Source organism: Sphingopyxis sp. NFH-91, assembly GCF_021401285.1.
GTDB classification, from domain to species: domain Bacteria; phylum Pseudomonadota; class Alphaproteobacteria; order Sphingomonadales; family Sphingomonadaceae; genus Sphingopyxis; species Sphingopyxis terrae_A.
In genome coordinates this window covers 646,991-664,245 of record NZ_JACBGA010000001.1, presented here as the reverse complement: position 1 = coordinate 664,245, position 17,255 = coordinate 646,991, and the positions used below count along the sequence as shown (strand labels likewise).

19 protein-coding genes are annotated in these 17,255 nt (G+C 67.2%); 16 read left to right on the top strand and 3 right to left on the bottom strand.

Annotated elements, in window-relative coordinates; translation table 11 throughout:
• The first annotated feature begins 224 nt into the window (after positions 1 to 224).
• The 8 genes from L0963_RS03305 to L0963_RS03270 all read left to right on the top strand — a co-directional run bounded on the left by L0963_RS03305 (position 225) and on the right by L0963_RS03270 (position 6,294).
• On the top strand, positions 225 to 935 hold the full coding sequence (locus L0963_RS03305; protein ID WP_062900631.1) for a response regulator transcription factor: 711 nt from the start codon (positions 225 to 227) through the stop codon (positions 933 to 935).
• A complete protein-coding gene (locus L0963_RS03300; RefSeq protein ID WP_409372276.1) occupies positions 925 to 2,517 on the top strand; it encodes a sensor histidine kinase in 1,593 nt (530 codons plus the stop codon). Before L0963_RS03305 ends, L0963_RS03300 begins: the two co-directional genes overlap by 11 nt.
• Positions 2,518 to 2,576: 59 nt before the next feature.
• Complete coding sequence (locus tag L0963_RS03295; RefSeq protein ID WP_003040343.1) at positions 2,577 to 3,023, top strand: HPr kinase/phosphorylase; 447 nt, start codon at positions 2,577 to 2,579, stop codon at positions 3,021 to 3,023.
• On the top strand, positions 3,020 to 3,958 hold the full coding sequence (rapZ, locus tag L0963_RS03290) for an RNase adapter RapZ (protein ID WP_062900633.1): 939 nt from the start codon (positions 3,020 to 3,022) through the stop codon (positions 3,956 to 3,958). The genes L0963_RS03295 and rapZ overlap by 4 nt, the downstream gene beginning before the upstream one ends.
• Positions 3,959 to 3,996: 38 nt before the next feature.
• Positions 3,997 to 4,401: a PTS sugar transporter subunit IIA gene (locus L0963_RS03285; RefSeq protein WP_062902970.1), complete on the top strand. Its 405-nt coding sequence runs from the start codon at positions 3,997 to 3,999 to the stop codon at positions 4,399 to 4,401.
• Entirely contained in the window at positions 4,398 to 4,676 is a 279-nt protein-coding gene (locus L0963_RS03280) for an HPr family phosphocarrier protein (RefSeq protein ID WP_003040349.1), read from the top strand. The genes L0963_RS03285 and L0963_RS03280 overlap by 4 nt, the downstream gene beginning before the upstream one ends.
• A 4-nt stretch (positions 4,677 to 4,680) precedes the next feature.
• Complete coding sequence (locus L0963_RS03275; RefSeq protein WP_062900634.1) at positions 4,681 to 5,511, top strand: TrmH family RNA methyltransferase; 831 nt, start codon at positions 4,681 to 4,683, stop codon at positions 5,509 to 5,511.
• Between the two features lie 72 nt (positions 5,512 to 5,583).
• Positions 5,584 to 6,294 carry an META domain-containing protein gene (locus L0963_RS03270; RefSeq protein ID WP_217372642.1) on the top strand — a complete coding sequence of 237 codons (711 nt, stop codon included), beginning with the start codon at positions 5,584 to 5,586 and terminating at the stop codon, positions 6,292 to 6,294.
• 37 nt (positions 6,295 to 6,331) lie between these two features.
• Here the strand turns inward: L0963_RS03270 and L0963_RS03265 are convergent, their stop codons facing one another.
• From L0963_RS03265 to L0963_RS03255, 3 genes are all read right to left on the bottom strand, one after another.
• Positions 6,332 to 7,687 (bottom strand): DNA recombination protein RmuC, encoded by a 1,356-nt coding sequence (locus tag L0963_RS03265; RefSeq protein WP_062900636.1) that lies wholly within the window; start codon positions 7,685 to 7,687, stop codon positions 6,332 to 6,334.
• Between the two features lie 85 nt (positions 7,688 to 7,772).
• Positions 7,773 to 9,404: an alkaline phosphatase D family protein gene (locus L0963_RS03260; protein ID WP_217372643.1), complete on the bottom strand. Its 1,632-nt coding sequence runs from the start codon at positions 9,402 to 9,404 to the stop codon at positions 7,773 to 7,775.
• A 55-nt stretch (positions 9,405 to 9,459) separates the two neighbouring features.
• On the bottom strand, positions 9,460 to 10,593 hold the full coding sequence (locus tag L0963_RS03255; RefSeq protein ID WP_062900638.1) for a DUF3667 domain-containing protein: 1,134 nt from the start codon (positions 10,591 to 10,593) through the stop codon (positions 9,460 to 9,462).
• Between the two features lie 79 nt (positions 10,594 to 10,672).
• Between L0963_RS03255 and L0963_RS03250 the strand changes: the two genes are divergently transcribed.
• From L0963_RS03250 to L0963_RS03215, 8 genes are all read left to right on the top strand, one after another.
• Positions 10,673 to 11,968, top strand: coding sequence for a glutamate-5-semialdehyde dehydrogenase (locus L0963_RS03250; RefSeq protein WP_062900639.1), 1,296 nt, complete (start codon positions 10,673 to 10,675; stop codon positions 11,966 to 11,968).
• Positions 11,932 to 12,627 (top strand): nicotinate-nucleotide adenylyltransferase, encoded by a 696-nt coding sequence (locus tag L0963_RS03245; RefSeq protein WP_062900640.1) that lies wholly within the window; start codon positions 11,932 to 11,934, stop codon positions 12,625 to 12,627. Before L0963_RS03250 ends, L0963_RS03245 begins: the two co-directional genes overlap by 37 nt.
• Complete coding sequence (gene rsfS, locus L0963_RS03240) at positions 12,624 to 13,034, top strand: ribosome silencing factor (RefSeq protein ID WP_003040371.1); 411 nt, start codon at positions 12,624 to 12,626, stop codon at positions 13,032 to 13,034. Before L0963_RS03245 ends, rsfS begins: the two co-directional genes overlap by 4 nt.
• A gap of 32 nt (positions 13,035 to 13,066) precedes the next feature.
• Positions 13,067 to 13,495 carry a 23S rRNA (pseudouridine(1915)-N(3))-methyltransferase RlmH gene (locus tag L0963_RS03235; RefSeq protein ID WP_003040374.1) on the top strand — a complete coding sequence of 143 codons (429 nt, stop codon included), beginning with the start codon at positions 13,067 to 13,069 and terminating at the stop codon, positions 13,493 to 13,495.
• Entirely contained in the window at positions 13,492 to 14,715 is a 1,224-nt protein-coding gene (locus L0963_RS03230; protein WP_062900641.1) for a murein hydrolase activator EnvC family protein, read from the top strand. The genes L0963_RS03235 and L0963_RS03230 overlap by 4 nt, the downstream gene beginning before the upstream one ends.
• Positions 14,716 to 14,849: 134 nt before the next feature.
• Positions 14,850 to 16,238, top strand: a complete 1,389-nt coding sequence (locus L0963_RS03225) for a S41 family peptidase (protein ID WP_217372644.1) — start codon at positions 14,850 to 14,852, stop codon at positions 16,236 to 16,238.
• 16 nt (positions 16,239 to 16,254) lie between these two features.
• A complete protein-coding gene (locus L0963_RS03220; protein ID WP_186402616.1) occupies positions 16,255 to 16,740 on the top strand; it encodes a disulfide bond formation protein B in 486 nt (161 codons plus the stop codon).
• Positions 16,737 to 17,255, top strand: coding sequence for a demethoxyubiquinone hydroxylase family protein (locus L0963_RS03215; RefSeq protein ID WP_051066299.1), 519 nt, complete (start codon positions 16,737 to 16,739; stop codon positions 17,253 to 17,255). Before L0963_RS03220 ends, L0963_RS03215 begins: the two co-directional genes overlap by 4 nt.

The window sequence follows — 17,255 nt, the reverse complement described above, 5'->3', positions numbered from 1 at the left end:
CGCGCGCACCTTTGCATAGGTATGCAGGACATGCCATGCGAAAGCGATGGGCCCGCATGAACATGGGGTGCCGACGTCACGCCGATTCCGAAATCCCGGCCGCGTTAGCGATAGCCGAGGCCGAGGTCAAAAGATTAAAAGGTGAATCGTGGGCGGGACGTGCGCAGTTGTCGCTGGCCGGCAGATCGGCTAGTCCGGCGCCGGGTCCGCCCAATGGAAAGAGCATGACGGCAACCATCGCGCTGGTCGACGACGACCGCAACATCCTGCAATCCTTGTCGATCGCGCTTCAGGCCGAAGGCTTCGTCACGCGCGTCTATTCGGACGGCGAAGCCGCGCTGAAGCCGCTCATCGACAATCCGCCCGATCTGGCCGTCTTCGACGTCAAGATGCCGCGCATGGACGGGCTCGAGCTCCTGCGCCGCCTGCGCGAGAAAAGCCAGCTTCCGGTGATCTTCCTGACCAGCAAGGACGACGAGATCGACGAGGCGCTGGGGCTCGCGATGGGTGCCGACGACTATATCTCCAAACCCTTTTCGCAGCGGCTGCTGATCGCCCGCATCCGCGCGATCCTGCGCCGCGTCGACCTCAACCGCAATGCGGCGGCGGCGGACGACGAGCCTGCGGCCGAACCGATCGTGCGGGGCCGGCTCGCGATGGACCCGGCCCGGCACAAGGTGAGCTGGGGCGGCAAGGATGTGACGCTGACCGTCACCGAATTCCTGATTCTGGAGACGCTCGCCAGCCGCCCGGGCATCGTGCGCAGCCGCAACCAGCTTCTCGACGCGGCCTATCAGGATGATGTCTATATCGACGATCGCACCATCGACAGCCACATCAAGCGCCTGCGCCGCAAGTTCCGCGAGGTCGATTCGGACTTCGACGCGATCGAGACGCTCTATGGCGCGGGGTATCGCTTCTCCGATGATGGCTGACGCGTCGATTGCCGAACAGGAAGAAGCGCCGCTCGTCTGGTCGGCGCGCTGGTCGCTCACGACGCGCATCCTGGCCGTCAACATCCTAGCGATCGCGCTGCTGGCGGGCGGATTCTTCTATCTCGATACCTATCGCACCCGTCTCGTCGATACGCGCATTTCCGAAATGCAGGACCAGCTCGGCCTGCTCGACAGCGCGCTCGAGGCGGCGCGCCCCGACCAGCGTGCGCGGCTGATCGGCGAATTTACGCGCACAACCGAATCGCGGCTGCGCTTCTATGCTGCCGATGGCCGCAAGCTGTCCGACAGTTTCGATCATGGGCCGCCGACCTATACGCTGCGCGATCCCGATTTGCAGGCGTGGCAGCGCGATGCGGCGCGCGCGATGGACCGCGGCATCGACTGGATCGTCGGCGCGCCGAGCTACCCCGAATATACCGAACCGGCGCACGACACGCTCGCTGCCTGGCCCGAGGCCGAAGCGACATTGCGCAGCGGCGAAGCGCAGGCGCGATTCCGCTATGCCCCCGAACGCACCCCGCTGCTCAGTGCCACCCGCGTCGTCGATCTGGAGACGCCCGAGGTGATGCTGATGACGCTCAACGCGCGCGACATCACACGCACGGTGCGAGCCGAGCGCTTCCGCCTCGCGATCGTCATCGCGATGGTCGTGATCGCATCGGTCCTACTGTCGCTGTTTCTGGCGCGCACGATCGTCCGCCCGCTGCGCCGGCTGGCACGCGCGGCCGTTCGCGTCCGGCTGGGCCGCGCGCGCGAGGTGGTCGTCCCCCGCCTTCCGAGCCGCCGCGACGAGATCGGCACGCTGGCGCGCGCGCTGAGCGACATGACGCAGGCGCTGCGCGAGCGCATCGACGCGGGGGAACATTTCGCCGCCGATGTGACGCACGAGCTCAAAAATCCCATCGCATCGGTGCGATCAGCGATCGAAGGGCTGGGGCGCGTCACGTCCGACGCGCAGCGCACTCAGTTGCTCGCCATCGCGGACGAGGATGTCCGCCGGCTCGACCGCCTCGTCACCGACATCAGCGACGCAAGCCGGATCGACGCGCAATTGTCGCGCGCGTCTTTTGAACCCGTCGATGTCGGGCTGATGATCGAATCGATGCTCGCCGCGCGCTGCGCCCGCAACAGCCAAAGCGAAGATCGACCTCGCATCGCCTTTGCGCGGCCGCGCAAGGGGACGACTGCGGTGATGGGCGACGGCCATCGGATCGAGCGGGCGATCGACAATGTCATCGACAATGCGATCAGCTTCTCGCCCGCTGGCGGCCTCGTCTGTATCGCCGCCACCCGCCTGGGCGACGAGGTCCATGTGCGGGTCGATGACGACGGGCCGGGGATCGAACCGTCGCAGCGTGAAGCAATTTTCCGCCGTTTCCACAGCGAACGGCCGTCGGGGGAAGCGTTCGGCAAGCATAGCGGGCTGGGCCTCGCCATCGCGCGAACGATCATCGAGGGGCATGGCGGCACCATCTCGGCGCGCGACCGCGACGACGGCCGGCCCGGCGCCAGCCTGCTGATCACCCTGCCCGCGCGCGAAGGCTCCGATCCCACGGGCTGAATTTGCCGCGGGCGCCTATCGCCTTGCAGCCCCGCTTCGTCGCCGGTAAGCCTGCACCCATGTTCCCGAGCAGGACCAGGGCCGAGATCCACAATATCCATGCGAGCTGCGTGGCAGCAGGCAATGGCGGCGTCCTGATTCTCGGCAATTCGGGCCAAGGCAAGTCGGACCTTGCACTCCGCCTGCTCGACCGGGGCGCGCGGCTTGTCGCCGACGACCGCTGCGACATCTGGTACGAGCGCGGACGCCTGTGGTGCCGCCCGCCCGAAAATCTGGCTGGAAAGCTGGAAGTGCGCGGCATCGGCATCATCGAGCGACCGTGGACCGCTCCGGTGCCGCTGGCTCTCGCGGTCCGGCTTACAGACCATTATGATCGCATGCCCGCGGTGAATCAGGTCGAAATGGTCGTCGGCCATCCCCTGCCCGCGCTGCTGCTTTCGGCCTTCGAAGTATCGGCCCCGATCAAGATATTGCTCGCGCTCGAACGACTGGCGCCGGCTGCATGAGCGATCCCGCCGCGCCGCGTCTGCTGCTCGTCACCGGCCTTTCGGGCGCCGGCAAGTCGACCGTGCTCAAGGTGCTGGAAGATCTGGGGTGGGAGGTTGTCGACAATCTGCCGCTCGCGCTGCTCGACGCACTGATCGACGCGCCGGTGCAGCGCAGCGCGGCGAACCGGCCGATCGCGGTGGGCATCGACAGTCGCAGCCGTGGTTTCAAGCCGGCGCTGCTCGTCAAACGCATGAAGGAACTGCGCGAAGCGGGCGGGCGCGACATGCAGACGCTGTTTCTCGATTGCGCAGGCGCCGAACTCGAACGGCGCTTTTCGGAGACGCGCCGCCGCCACCCGATGGCGGAGGACCGCCCCGCCGCGGACGGCATCGCGCGCGAACGCGAGATGATGGAGCCGCTCCGCCGCTGGGCCGAGCATGTCATCGACACGACCAACTATACGAGCAACGATCTGCAGCAGGAGGTGCGCCAGCGCTTCGGCGGCGGCGGCGACGATGCACCGGTGCTCAACATATTGAGCTTCGGCTTCGCGCGCGGGTTGCCGCGCCACGCCGATCTGGTGTTCGACATGCGCTATCTGCGCAATCCGCACTGGGACGCGGCGCTGCGCCCGCACACCGGGCTCGACCCCGACGTCGCCGCCTATATTCGCACCGATCCCGCTTATGAAGCGACGGTGACGCAGATCGAAACCCTGCTCCTCACCCTGCTGCCGCGCTACCGCGCCGAAGGGAAAAGCTATGTCACCATCGCCTTCGGCTGCACCGGCGGACGCCACCGTTCGGTCCATGTCGCCGATCGGGTTGCCCGAACGCTACGCGCCGCGGGCCATGAGCCCACGGTGACCCACCGCAACCTTGACTCGGCCCCGCAAGATGGGCTTGAGGGCAAGCCCCCGCCCGCATCTCCCGCACCCGGCGGACAAACATAAGGGTCTCGCTTTTCATGCCCACCGATAAAGCCCTGCCGCTGCTCGGAATGGTTCTCGTCACGCACGGCCGCCTCGCCGAGGAAATGGTGACGGCGATGGAACATGTGGTGGGACCGCAGCGCGCGGTGGCGACTGTGTGCATCGGCCCCAATGACAATATGGAAGTGCGCCGCGGCGAAATTGCCGAGGCGATCCAGCGCGTCGACGAAGGGCGCGGGGTCGTCATGCTGACCGACCTGTTCGGCGGCACGCCGTCGAACCTTGCCATCAGCCTGCTGGAAAGCGGACGAACCGAAGTCATTGCCGGCGTCAACCTGCCGATGCTCATCCGGCTGGAAAGCGCGCGCAAGACGATGGACCTGCGTGCCGCGGTGATCGCGGCCAAGGAAGCAGGCCAGAAATATATTTCCGTCGCATCGGAAATGTTGGGGGTGGGGCCATGAACCAGATCAGCGAAACCGTAGAAATCACCAACCAGCGCGGCCTGCACGCCCGCGCCAGCGCCAAGTTCGTTACCTTCGTCAGCCGCCTGCCCGAAACCGTGTCGGTCGAGGTCGAAAAGGGCGGGTCGCGCGTTTCGGGATCGTCGATCATGGGATTGATGATGCTGGGCGCGGCGAAGGGCGACAGCATCACCATCCACACCAGCGGCGACGGCGCCGAAGCCGCGATGCTCAAGCTCGTCGGGCTGGTCAAGGACAGCTTCGGCGAGGATTGATCCGATGGCCCCGACCGGCCAGCAAAACGCCCGCCGTTCCCGAATCGAAAGCCTGTCGAACCCGCTCGTAAAGCGGATGCGGCTGTTGCGCGAAAAGCGGCATCGCCGCGCCGAAGGGCTGTTCCTGGCCGAAGGGCTGCGCATCGCGACCGAAGCGCGCGAGGCGGGCATATTGCCGCGCTGGCTGTTTCTGGCCGACGAGGGCGCCGCGCATCCGCTCGCGCGGACGCTGATCGACGCGACGCTGGCGAGCGGCGGAGAGGTGATCGACACGACGCCGGCAATCCTCTCCAAATTGTCGGGCAAGGACAATCCGCAGACGATCGTCGGCATCTATGCCGAGCCGCGGACCGCGCTATCCGACCTCGACCGCGACGCGGCGCCGATCTGGCTGGTTGCCGAACGGCTGCGCGATCCCGGCAATCTGGGCACCATGCTGCGCACCGGCGACGCGGTCGGCGCCGGCGGGTTGATCCTGCTCGGCGAATCGACCGATCCCTATGGTGTCGAAGCCGTGCGCGCGAGCATGGGGGCGATCTTCACCCAGCGGCTGGTGCAGGCCGAATGGGACGAGTTTCTGCCCTGGCTGCGCAGCGGGCGCGGCGAACTGGTCGCAACCTGGCTCGGCGACGACACCAAGGATTATCAGGCGGTGCGTTATGCCGCCCCCACCTTCATCCTGATCGGCAATGAATCGCAGGGCCTGCCGCAAGCCTATGCCGAAGCCGCCGACGTGCGCGTAAAAATGCCGATGATGGGCAAGGCCGACAGCCTGAACGCGGCCGTTGCGGCCGCGGTCATGGCCTATGAAGTGCTGAACCAGCAGCGAAGCTGAACGCCGGCCATGCAACCTGTTCAGCGGCCGGCCATTGGACCCGAGGTAACCGCCGCCGCGAAAGGATTTGTCATGAAGATGCTGCTTGTCCCCGCCCTCGCCGCCGCAGCGACGCTTGTCGGCTGCGCTGCCACCGGCACCGGACCCGCGACGCCCGCTCCGCCGGCCGAGGCCTATATGGCACTAGGGACCGAGCCGGGCTGGACGCTGGAAATCACGCCCGCGCGCCTTGCCTATAATGGCGATTATGGCGCGACGCGCATCGCGGTCGCCAACCCCGGCGCGCGGCCGAGTTTCAACGGCGAGCGCTATGTGACCGGCCGGCTGACCGTCGATGTGACGCACAGCGCGTGCAGCGACGGGATGAGCGACCGCCGGTATCGCGACACGGTGACCGTCACCGCCGACGGCAAGACGGTGAATGGCTGCGGCGGCGCGATCTTGCCGCCCGCCGACCTTACCGGCACCAGCTGGACCTTCGTGTCGATTGGTGGCACGCCGGTCGCCGCCGATCGCCCCACCGAGCTGTTCTTTGAGGGAGGACGGATGAGCGGCAGCGCGGGCTGCAATCGCTTCGGGGGCAGCTATGCCGTCAAGGACGGCATGCTGACCGCAGGACAGCTTGCGGCGACGCTGATGGCCTGCCCCGGCGCCGGCATGGCGCAGGAACGCGCCTTCTTCGACCTGATGAAAACGCCGGTGCGGCTGAGCTTCCCGTCCGACGGCACGATGGTGCTGACCGGCGAAAGCGGCCAGACGGCGGTGCTGAAGCGCGTAATCTGACGCGCCATATCGCTTCCGCCCGCGCGGGGGCGACAGGTCATTCGCTCGCGTCGTTTACCGCAGCCGGTGCCGCCGCAAGCTTCGCCAGCGGCCGCGCCGCCTGTTCGGCAACGGGCAGCACGGGAATTTCCTTGCCGCCCGTCTCGACGTCGAGCGCCTCGAAACGCTTCGCCTGCGTCAGCACCTGGCTTTCGAAGCTGCCCACAAAGGCGTTGTAGGCGCCGGTCGCCTGATCCAGATTCTTGCCGACGCGGGCGATATGCCCGCCCATCGTCGCCATGCGCGCATAAAGCTCCTTGCCGAGCGCGGCGATCTCGCGCGCCTGCCCCGCCAGCTTTTCCTGCCGCCAGACCGCCGCGACGGTGCGCGCAATCGCGATCAGGTTGGTCGGCGTGGCGAGCAGCACCTTGCGGTCGAAGGCATAATCCCAAAGCTCGGCGTCATGATCGAGCGCGGCGGCGAGGAAATGTTCGCCGGGAACGAACATCACCACATAGTCGGGCGTGTCGTCGAACTGGTTCCAATAGGCTTTGGCGCTCAGCGTGTTGACGTGCGCCTTCATCGCCGCGGCATGTGCGGCGAGATGCGCGGTCTTTTCGGCTTCGTCGACCGCGCCGAACGCGTCCTGATAGGCGTTGAGCGACACTTTGGCGTCGATGACCAGGCTTTGCCCGCCCGGCACCTTGACCACGACGTCGGGACGCAGCCGCCCGCCTTCGCCATCGGCGACGCTTACTTCGGTCTGGAAATCGGCATGTTCGGACAGGCCGCAGCTTTCGAGCACATTGCGCAGCTGTTGCTCGCCCCAGCGGCCGCGCGCCTTGGGCGCGTTGCGCAGCGCGTTGACCAGCTTCGCCGCCTCGCTCGACACGCGCTCGGTCCCTTCGCGCATGGCGGCGATCTGGCCGTGCAGCAGCCCGAAGGCGTCGCGACGTTCGGCCTCGACCTTGCCGACCGCCTCTTCATATTTGGCCAGCCGTTCGTGAACCGGCTGGAGCAGCGCCTTCAGATTCTGCCCCGCGCTTTCCTCACTCTGGCGGAACCGCTGATCGGCACGTTCGAGGAAGTTTTTCTGCGCCTCGCCCAGCATCGCCTGTCCGACCTCGCGGAATTGCGCGGTGAGCGCCGCCTGTGCCTCCTTGAGCTGCGCGATCTGCGCGTCGTGGGCCGCGTCGCGCGCCTTTTGTTCGGCGAGCAGCGACGCGAGCTGGATATCGGCGGCCTTGCGTGCCTCCGCTTCGGCGGCGAGATCGGTGACGGCGACCCTGAACCGTTCGGCGAGCCCGTCGCGTTCGGCCTTGAGCCCGCCCGCCTGCCGTCCAGCGAACAGCCAGCCGATCACGGCACCGACGACAAGGGCGGCAACGACGGCTAGGAGCAGGGGCAAGGTCATCTGCGGAACATAGGACGAACGCAGCGCGCTTGGCTAGCCGCTAATTTAGCGACCCGATCTGCCGGAGGCTCCCTCGCCCGGCGCGTCAGCCCTTGTCATAGGCATTGCGGCCGCGCGTCGCGGTCATCCGGTGCGACGAGGCGAGCGCGAGGTCGTGGCTGCGCACCGAGCTGACGAAATGCCAGTCGGCAGTGACACGCTCGGGCGTCAGCGCCACCGTCGCATAGCCGCGATCGCGCGTGTTCGCCCAGCGCAGCTGCGGCGACGTGGCGCGCAGGGCGGCGACCCGTATGTCGTCGGGGATGGCCGGCGTGTAGCTTTCGAACCCCGGCGAGGTAACGCTGTGTCCGCCGACCTCGATCCCCGCCGGTCGGCCGCCATGCGTCAGGTCGAAGGCCCAGGCATTGTGGCTGTCGCCCGACAGGGTGACGAGATTGGCGCCGGCGCGCTGCGCCGCGGCGAGCAGGCGGTCGCGCGCGGCGGGATAGCCGTCCCAACTGTCCATATTGAGCGGCAGCCCGGCCTTGGCGGCGAGCTGACCGATCTCGACCCGGCGCTGCACATAGTCGGGCAGGTTGGCGCCGAACCAGTTTTTCGATTCGGGCGGCGTGAACAGGCTGCCCATGACAATCTGCTGCGCGCAGACCTGCCAACGCGTGCCGGATTTCGCCGATGCCGCGAAGCCGTCGAACAGCCATTTTTCCTGCTCACTGCCCAGCAACTGCCGCGCTGGGTCGCGATAACCGGTTTCGGCAAATTGCTTGAGCGCGGCGGCCGCGTCGCCCTTGTCGGCAAGGATGTCGCCGATCTCGAACTGCTTGTCGCGCGCGGTGATGCGCGTTTCGGGCAGGAAGATCGTCGCCAGATCGCCGACCTGATAGCTGCGCCAGCGCGCGCCGCCGACCGGCATCCATTCGTCATAGGCGCGCATGGCGGCGGCTTCGCGCGCGCTCCAGTCGCCCTCGTCGGGTTGGTGGTTTTCGGCCCCGCCCTTCCAGGTGTCATTGGCAAATTCATGATCGTCCCACTGCGCGACGATCGGGAACAGCTGGTGAAGGCGCTGCAAATCGGCGTCGCTGCGATAGGCGGCATAGCGCAGCCGGTAATCGGCGAGCGCGATCAGCTCGTTCGAAGGCTGGATCAGGCGGCCGGGCACCGCCTCTTTCGCCGACGGATAGGTGCCGACCTTATATTCGTAGAGATAATCGCCGACGTGAACGACCAGATCGATGTCCGAACGGGCGGCCGCATGGCCATAGGCGTTGAACCAGCCGAAGGGCAGATTCGCGCAGGAGAACAGCGCCAGGGTGAAGGCGCCCGCTGCCCCTTCCGGCAAGGTGCGCGTACGCCCCGTCACCGACATCGTGCCGTCGGGCGCGACAAAGCGATAGAAATACCAGCGGCCGGGCTCGAGACCGTCGACGCGCAGCTTGGCGGTGTGATCCGCGTCGCCGGCGGCGGTGACGCTGCCGCCACCGACGATGCGCACGAAGTCGGCCGTGTCCGACACCTCGGCCGTCAGCGCGGTGTCGGCCGCAGCGGCATAGCGCGTCCATAGCAGCACCGACCGCGGACCGGGCTCGCCACTCGCGACCCCGTGGGTGAAGCCCTGTGCCGCCATCGCCTGCGCCGCGCCAGGCAAGGCCATGGCGGCAAGCCCTGCCGTGCCGAGCTTCATCAGCAGGCGGCGATCCATTTCGGCCCAAAGCTGGTGCATCGATTTTCCTCCCGTCTCGCCGGGTCTGTGCCCGGCTTTCATGACAATTATGCGCTCACCCGCTCATACCGAGCGCGAGCAACAGCAGCATGAAAGCGATGACCGCGAACAGGCTGAAGAAAAGCAGCAGGGTCGTCCGTGCAAGCGCACCGACGCGCGACGAGCGATAGGCGCCGCGAAGCTGGCGATACATGTGGAACGGAACATAGAGCATCGCGAAGAAGGTCGCGAGATCGCCCAGCAACGTCAGATTGAGCAGCCGCACCACGACGAAGAGTAGCAGCATGAAGCTGATCGAATAGGTGACGAAGACGAAATGGTCATAGGTGTGGAAACGCCGGCTGAACGGATAGAGCAGCCACATGAAGGGCAGCGACAACGGGATCAGCGCCCAGGCGAATTTATAGGCGTTGGCCTGCAATTTGTAGAGAATCAGCGCCGGGTTCGCGAACGCCTTTTGCAGACCATGGTCGATGAAGGGCACCCCCGTATCGACCTTGTTGCGCGTGACGAAATCGGCGCTGGTCTTCACCTGATCGACGGGGTTGTCGAGAACCGGCGGCCCCGCGGCGCGGTCGGCCGTGCGCTCATCCTTGCTGCGGCTGCGCGAAATGCCTAGATAGTCGGCACTTTTCTGAAGAGTGGCGCGCTCGTCCTGCAATTCCTGGCGCTGCGCCGCGGGGAGATCCTTTTTCGCAAGTTCGGTATCGATACGGTCGACCTCGACCTGCATGCTGTCCTTGATCGCGGCCGATCGCGTCTGTTCGGCCGCGGCCTTGTTCAATTCCTCCCCGACACCGCCGCCCGCGCCGACCATCGCCAGCACCGCATAGGTCAGGAACACCGCAAACAGGAACAGCGCCAGCGGCGAAATGAAGCTCGCCCGCTCGCCGTGAATGTAGCGGCGCGTCAGATCGCCAGGCCGCCATGTCAGGAGCGGCAGCGTGTTCCACAGCTTGCCCTCGAAATGAAAGATGGCGTGAACCAGATCATGTCCGATCGCGCCGAAGCTGCGATGGACATCGGCCTTCTGCCCGCAGCGGTGGCAGTGCGACCCGCGCAACACCGTCCCGCAATTGAGGCAGCGGGCGCCCGCGTGCGCGCTGCCTTCGCCATGCCCCGGCTCGATCGCGCGGCCTGCAAGCCCTGCCGTGATCGCCGCCCCGAATGCTTCGATGTCCCCGCTCATGCGCCCCGACTAGTGGGCCGAATGACCTCGTGCAACGGGGCTTTCGGGAATCACGCCAAAAGTGATATTGGCCCGTCGCATGAACGCTGAAACCTCCACAGCCCTCGGCGCCGCGCTGCACCATAACGACGCGGATACGCTGATCGCCGACATGGGCGCACGCGCACGCTTGGCAGCGAAGGCGCTCGCGGTGGCGACGACAGCCGAAAAGGCCAAGGCGCTGCGCACGGCTGCGGCCGAGCTGCGCGCGCGCGCCGCGACGATCCTGGATGCCAATGCGCGCGATATGGAGGCGGGGCGCGAAGGCGGCCTGTCGTCGGCGATGATCGACCGGCTGCGCCTCGACGAGAATCGGCTCGCCGCGATTGCCGACGCGGTCGAGGGTATTGCCGGCCTGCCCGACCCGGTCGGCGCCGAAATCGACCGGACCGAGCGCCCCAACGGCATGACGCTGGCCCGCGTGCGCGTTCCGCTGGGCGTCGTCGGCATCATCTATGAAAGCCGCCCGAACGTCACCGCCGATGCTGCGGCGCTGGGGCTGATGTCGGGCAATGCGGTAATCCTGCGCGGCGGCAGCGAGGCGGTTCACTCGAACCGAGCGATCCACGCCGCACTCGCCGCGGGTCTCGCCCAGACCGGCCTCCCCACCGATGCCGTGCAACTGGTGCCGACGCAGGACCGCGCCGCGGTGGGAGCGCTGCTCCGCGCGCAGGGCCTGATCGACATCATCATCCCGCGCGGCGGCAAGGGGCTGGTCGCCCGCGTGCAAGACGAGGCGCGCGTACCCGTGCTCGCCCATCTCGACGGGATCAATCATCTCTATATCGACGGCGCCGCCGATCCCGCCAAGGCGGTGGATCTTGCGGTCAACGCCAAGATGCGCCGCACCGGCGTCTGCGGCGCGACCGAAACGATCCTGATCGACCGGGCCTATCCCGCGCCGCTTGCCATCGTCGACGCGCTGATCGCCGCGAGCTGCGAAGTGCGCGGCGATGCCGCCATCGCGGCGCTCAGCTCCCATGTCACGCGCGCGAGCGCGACTGATTGGGACTGCGAATATCTCGACGCGATCGTCTCGATCGCCGCGGTCGACGGGATCGAGGGCGCGCTGTCGCATATCGACGCCCACTCCAGCCACCACACCGACGCGATCGTCACCGAGGATGTCGCGACCGCCGAGCGGTTCCTGTCCGAAGTCGACAGTGCGATCGTCATGCACAACGCCTCGACGCAATTCGCCGACGGCGGCGAGTTCGGCCTTGGCGCCGAGATCGGAATCGCGACGGGACGCCTCCACGCACGCGGCCCCGTCGCACTCGAAGGGCTCACCACCTATAAATGGCTGGTGCGCGGGAGCGGGCAGGTTCGACCCTGACCCGTCCGCTTACCACCGGCCTCCTCGGCGGCAGCTTTAATCCCGCGCATAGCGGGCACCGCGCGATCAGTCTTGACGCGATCGATGCGCTGAGGCTCGACGAGCTGTGGTGGCTCGTTTCGCCCGGCAATCCGCTCAAGGCGCAGGCGGGCATGGCGCCGCTTGCCGCCCGGTTGGCCTCGGCACAGCGCATGGCGCGGCGCTCGCCGATCCGCGCCACCGCGATCGAGGCCGAGCTGGGTACGCGCTATACGGTCGACACGCTGCGCGCGCTCATCCATCGCTATCCGAATCGGCGCTTCATCTGGATCATGGGCGCCGACAATCTGGTTCAATTGCCCCGCTGGCGCGACTGGCGGGAGATTGCGCGATTGATGCCGATTGCGGTTATCGCGCGTCCGGGCTATAATGGCCGCACCCATGCTGCAGAGGCGATGGGTTGGCTGCGGCGCTTTGTCCGGCCCGCGGACCAGAAACGTCTTTGGACAGACTGGAGACCGCCTGCCCTCGTGTTCCTGCGTTTTTCGCCCGATGTGCGATCCGCAACTGCAATACGGCAGGCCAACCCCCGCTGGTTCGAAAGCTATGCAGGCCGCGCGCTGCGCGACCCTGTCACGCATTCGCGGCTGGCCATGGATGAAAGGAATGAAACCGCTTGATAGCCGCCAGTAAGGATGCCGCGCCCGGCGCCGCGTCCGCACCCAAGTCTTCGGACGACAGCGTGGAAAGCCTCCACGCGCTGATCCTTCACCAGCTGGACGAGGATCAGGCCCAGGAAACCATTTCCATCCCGCTTGCCGGCAAGAGCAGCATCGCCGACCATATGGTGATCGCGAGCGGTCGGTCGACGCGCCATGTGTCGGCAATCGCCGACAAGCTGGCGCAGCGGATCAAGCAGGAAACGGGCCGGCCGGTCCGCGTCGAGGGGCTGCCCAATGCTGATTGGGTGCTGATCGACGCCGGCGACGTGATCGTCCACTTGTTCCGTCCGGAAGTTCGCAGCTTCTATAATCTCGAACGCATGTGGTCGTTCGGCGATGCACCGCCGGTTGCCGCGGTAAATTGACGCCTTTGCCTCGCTAACGTAGGCGAGGCGTCATGTTGCTGCACATCATCGCGCGCGGGCGCATCGGGCGCGGGCCCGAGGCCGAACTGGTCGAGCGCTATATGAAGCGCGTGACCTGGGCGCAGAAGATTTCGGAGCTTCCCGACACCGGCGGCCGCGTGCCCGCCGCACCCGTCGGCAGTCGCACCGTGCTGCTCGACGAAGGCGGCGAACAGATGTCGTCGCTCGAATTCGCCAAACTGCTGGAAAAATGGCGCGACGGCGGCGTACGCGAGGCACGATTCTGTCTTGGTGCCGCCGACGGCTTCACCCCCGACGAGCGCGAAGGGGCCGACAAGGTCATCGCCTTCGGCCGCGCGACCTGGCCGCATCTGATGGCGCGCGCGATGCTCGCCGAGCAATTGTGGCGCGCCACCAGCATCGTTGCGGGCCACCCCTATCACCGCGAAGGCCGCCAATGAGGGCCGCCTTGCTTGTCGTCGCCGCCTTTGCGGCGATCGCCGGCGGCGCGCTGGCGTTGGCGCAGAGCGACGTTTTCGATCCCGCCGCGATTGCGGCGCGCGAGCGCCAGCAGCTGCTCACCGCCAAGGCCCAGTCGGCCGCGGCAATGCGGCGCAGCGCCGTGCTTGAAGCGCAGGCAGGTGCCGCGCGCGACGAGGCCGACAGGCTGAAGAAACGCAGCGCCGCCCTCGCCGCGCGGATCCAGTCGGCCGAGGCCGATATCGACGCGGCGGAGGCGCGCGTCGCACTGGTCAGCCGCCGCCTTGCCGATCAACAGACGCGGCTCGCCGAACAACAGCAGCCCCTGCTCGCGCTCACCGCATCGCTCCAGCAATTGAGCCGCCGCCCGCCGGTGAGCGTGCTCGCGCAGCCGGGCTCGCTGCGCGACATGGTCCACGCGCGCGCCGTACTCGACGCGGTGATGCCGGTGATTCAAGAGCGCACCGCGGGAGTCCGGCAGGAACTCGCCCGGCTGCGCACGACGCAGCAGCAGCAGCGCGTCGCGCTGCAGGCGCTTTCGGCAAGCAAGGCACAGCTTGCCGAGCGGCGCGACGCGCTGACGCGGCTCGAGAATGAAGGCCGGCTGCGCTCGCGCGACCTGATGAGCAGCGCGCAGCTCGAGGCCGACCGCGCGCTTGGTCTCGGCGAAAAGGCGCGCGACATCGTCGATCTGATGGACGCGCTGGAGGCCGACGCAGCGGTGCGCGGCGAACTCGCCGATCTGTCCGGGCCGCTTCCGCGCCCCGCCGACCCCGCCAGCGCGGCCCCGCAGGCCGCGCCCGTCGCGCCGGCCGCAAGCCGCGGCGCGGACCTCGGCGCGGGCGCCTATCGCCTGCCGGTCGTCGGACGCATCGTTGCGGGGCTCGGCGAAGTGAATGACAGCGGCGTCCGCTCGCGCGGCATCACCGTCGCGACGCAGCCCGGCGGTCAGGTGGTCGCCCCCGCCGCGGGCCGCGTGAGCTTTGCCGGCGATTATCGCGGCTATGGCAAGATCGTCATCATAGACCATGGCGGCGGCTGGACATCGCTGATCACGGGAATGATCGCGCTGTCGGTTTCGGTCGGCGACACGCTGGACGCCGGGGCGCCGGTGGGCCGCGCGGGGTCGGACGACAGCCGCATCACGGTCGAACTGCGCCGCGCCGGGCGCCCCGTCGATCTGGTCGCGATGCTTGGCTGACGCCGCCGCCGTTAACGCGCCGTTCGGGCGACCTTTGCTAGGGCAATCGCGCGCTTGACGCCGATGCAAAGGCATTGGACGATGGCTTGCCGGGGATTATAGTGCGGCCTGTTCCGCGTGACTGAAAGACATCCATGACCGAATCGACCAAGACTCCCGCCTCCCCGAAGCGCCGCTTCGCCTTCTGGCAGGGGGCTGCCGCGCTCAGCACGCTCGCGCTCGTGCCGCTCGCAACCGGCGCGATGGCGACGGTCGATTCGAAGACCACCGAGGAAATCCAGCGCTTCATGGACGTGTTCCTGGAAGTGAAGGCCAATTATGTCGAACCGGTCAGCGACGACAAGCTGATCGAAGGCGCGATCAACGGCATGCTCGCCAGCCTCGATCCCCATTCGGGCTATCTCGACGCGCGCGACTATTCGACGCTGCGGACGCAGACCGATGGCGAATATGGCGGCCTGGGCCTGTCGGTGACGATGGAGGACGGCGTGGTCAAGGTGATCGCGCCGACCGCCGACACACCGGCCGACCGCGCGGGCATCAAGGCCGGCGACTATATCACCCATATCAACAAGCAGCTCATCTTCGGCATGACGCTCGACGAAGCGGTCGAACAGATGCGGGGCCGCCCCGGCACCGAGGTCGAGATTACGGTCGTGCGCGAGGGCCAGGACAAGCCGATGGAGCTGACCCTGAAGCGCGAGATCATCGACGTGAAGCCAGTGAAGTGGGAGGTCAAGGACGATGTCGGCGTGCTGACCATCGCCAGCTTCTCCGCCGACGCGGGCCGCGACCTGCGCGCCGCGATGGTCGCGGTCGAAAAGTCGCTCGGCCACAAGCCGCGCGGCTGGATCGTCGACCTGCGCTCGAACCCCGGCGGCCTGCTCGATGAGGCAGTGAGCGTCAGCGACGTCTTCCTCGACCGCGGCGAAATCGTCTCGCAGCGCGGGCGCCGCAAGAATGATATCGAACGCTTCTTCGCCGAACCCGGCGACCTTGCGCAAGGCGCGCCGCTGATCGTGCTGATCGACGCCGGATCGGCTTCGGCGTCCGAAATCGTCGCCGGCGCGCTGCAGGACCAGCACCGGGCGCTGATCATGGGCGAACGCAGTTTCGGCAAGGGATCGGTGCAGACCGTGCTGCCGCTGACCGATACCACGGCGCTGCGGCTGACGACCGCGCGCTATTACACCCCGTCGGGTCGCAGCGTGCAGGAAGGCGGGATCGAGCCCGATATCCGCGTGCCGCAGCTGTCCGACCCCGACTATAAGGACCGTCCGCGCTTTCGCGAAAGCGACCTGCGCCGCCATCTGATCAACGAGAAAAAGGTCGACAACAGCCTGCTCGAAAAGGACGAGAAGGACGATCCGCGCTTCACCGCCACCGCCGAGGAGCTGAAGGCCAAGGGCATCGAGGATTATCAGCTCTATTATGCGCTGCAGACGATCGGTCGCATCGGCCCGTCGACTTCGCGTATGGCGCAGGCGACCAAGCCCGTCGCCAAGCCGACGACGCGCAACTAAGAGGGGCTGACCGACGATGCGAACTTCGCGTTACGCCGCGCCGCTTGCCGCGCTTGCCATCCCGCTGGCGCTCTATGGCGGTGCGCTGGTGTCGCAATTCGGCTTCGGACTCCACCCGTGCGAGATGTGCTACTGGCAGCGCTGGCCGCATCAGGCGGCGATCGTGCTGGCGGCGCTGGCACTGCTGCTCTCCCGCAATACGGCGGCGATGCGCGGGCTGACTCTGCTCGCCGCAATCGCCATCTCGATCAGCGGCGTCATCGGCGTCTTTCACGCCGGGGTCGAATATGGCTTCTGGGAAGGGTTGACGACGTGCAGCACCGGCGTCAGCGGACCGGTATCGCTCAGCGACATCATGGCGGCGCCCATCACCCGCTGCGACGTCCCGCAATGGACGCTGCTCGGTGTTTCGCTCGCCGGTTTCAACGCTATCTTCTCGCTCGCCGGCGCGGCGTTCGTCTTGACCTTGCTGCGCCGCCGTCCCACATCGGCGGCACGATGACAGCTGACCGCAAAACGGCCTCGATGATCCGCGTCGATCAGGCGGGCGAATATGGCGCGACGCGCATTTATGCGGGTCAGCTCGCGGTGATGGGCGACCGCCATCCGATGGCGCGCGAGATCGCGCATATGGCCGAACAGGAAGAGCGGCACCGCAAATTTTTCGACGCGATGGTCGCGCGCCGCGGCGTGCGCCCCACCGCGCTTCAGCCGTTCTGGAACGTCGCGGGCTTCGCGCTCGGCGCCGTCACCGCCGCGATGGGGCCGCGCGCCGCCATGGCCTGCACCGCCGCCGTCGAGACCGAGATCGATCGCCACTATCGCGAACAGCTCGATACGCTGGGCGACAGCGACCCCGAACTGAGCGCAGCGGTTGCCGATTTCCGCGCCGAAGAGCTGGAGCATAAGGAAGCGGCGATTGCCGCGGGGGCCGAAAGCGCGCCCGCCTATCCGCTGCTTAGCCTCGCGATCCGCGCGGGCTGCCGCGCAGCCATCGCGCTGTCAAAGCGTATCTGA

What these genes read in the sequence shown, in the direction of transcription:
- L0963_RS03300 (WP_409372276.1), top strand. Translation starts at nt 925, where the DNA reads ATGATGGCTGACGCGTCGATTGCCGAACAGGAAGAAGCGCCGCTCGTC.
- L0963_RS03245 (WP_062900640.1), top strand. Translation starts at nt 11,932, where the DNA reads ATGGCTGGTGCGCGGGAGCGGGCAGGTTCGACCCTGACCCGTCCGCTT.
- L0963_RS03230 (WP_062900641.1), top strand. Translation starts at nt 13,492, where the DNA reads ATGAGGGCCGCCTTGCTTGTCGTCGCCGCCTTTGCGGCGATCGCCGGC.
- L0963_RS03255 (WP_062900638.1), bottom strand. Translation starts at nt 10,593, where the DNA reads ATGAGCGGGGACATCGAAGCATTCGGGGCGGCGATCACGGCAGGGCTT.
- L0963_RS03275 (WP_062900634.1), top strand. Translation starts at nt 4,681, where the DNA reads ATGGCCCCGACCGGCCAGCAAAACGCCCGCCGTTCCCGAATCGAAAGC.
- L0963_RS03260 (WP_217372643.1), bottom strand. Translation starts at nt 9,404, where the DNA reads ATGCACCAGCTTTGGGCCGAAATGGATCGCCGCCTGCTGATGAAGCTC.
- L0963_RS03225 (WP_217372644.1), top strand. Translation starts at nt 14,850, where the DNA reads ATGACCGAATCGACCAAGACTCCCGCCTCCCCGAAGCGCCGCTTCGCC.
- L0963_RS03305 (WP_062900631.1), top strand. Translation starts at nt 225, where the DNA reads ATGACGGCAACCATCGCGCTGGTCGACGACGACCGCAACATCCTGCAA.
- rapZ (WP_062900633.1), top strand. Translation starts at nt 3,020, where the DNA reads ATGAGCGATCCCGCCGCGCCGCGTCTGCTGCTCGTCACCGGCCTTTCG.
- L0963_RS03265 (WP_062900636.1), bottom strand. Translation starts at nt 7,687, where the DNA reads ATGACCTTGCCCCTGCTCCTAGCCGTCGTTGCCGCCCTTGTCGTCGGT.
- L0963_RS03280 (WP_003040349.1), top strand. Translation starts at nt 4,398, where the DNA reads ATGAACCAGATCAGCGAAACCGTAGAAATCACCAACCAGCGCGGCCTG.
- L0963_RS03250 (WP_062900639.1), top strand. Translation starts at nt 10,673, where the DNA reads ATGAACGCTGAAACCTCCACAGCCCTCGGCGCCGCGCTGCACCATAAC.
- L0963_RS03215 (WP_051066299.1), top strand. Translation starts at nt 16,737, where the DNA reads ATGACAGCTGACCGCAAAACGGCCTCGATGATCCGCGTCGATCAGGCG.
- L0963_RS03270 (WP_217372642.1), top strand. Translation starts at nt 5,584, where the DNA reads ATGAAGATGCTGCTTGTCCCCGCCCTCGCCGCCGCAGCGACGCTTGTC.
- L0963_RS03220 (WP_186402616.1), top strand. Translation starts at nt 16,255, where the DNA reads ATGCGAACTTCGCGTTACGCCGCGCCGCTTGCCGCGCTTGCCATCCCG.
- L0963_RS03295 (WP_003040343.1), top strand. Translation starts at nt 2,577, where the DNA reads ATGTTCCCGAGCAGGACCAGGGCCGAGATCCACAATATCCATGCGAGC.
- L0963_RS03235 (WP_003040374.1), top strand. Translation starts at nt 13,067, where the DNA reads ATGTTGCTGCACATCATCGCGCGCGGGCGCATCGGGCGCGGGCCCGAG.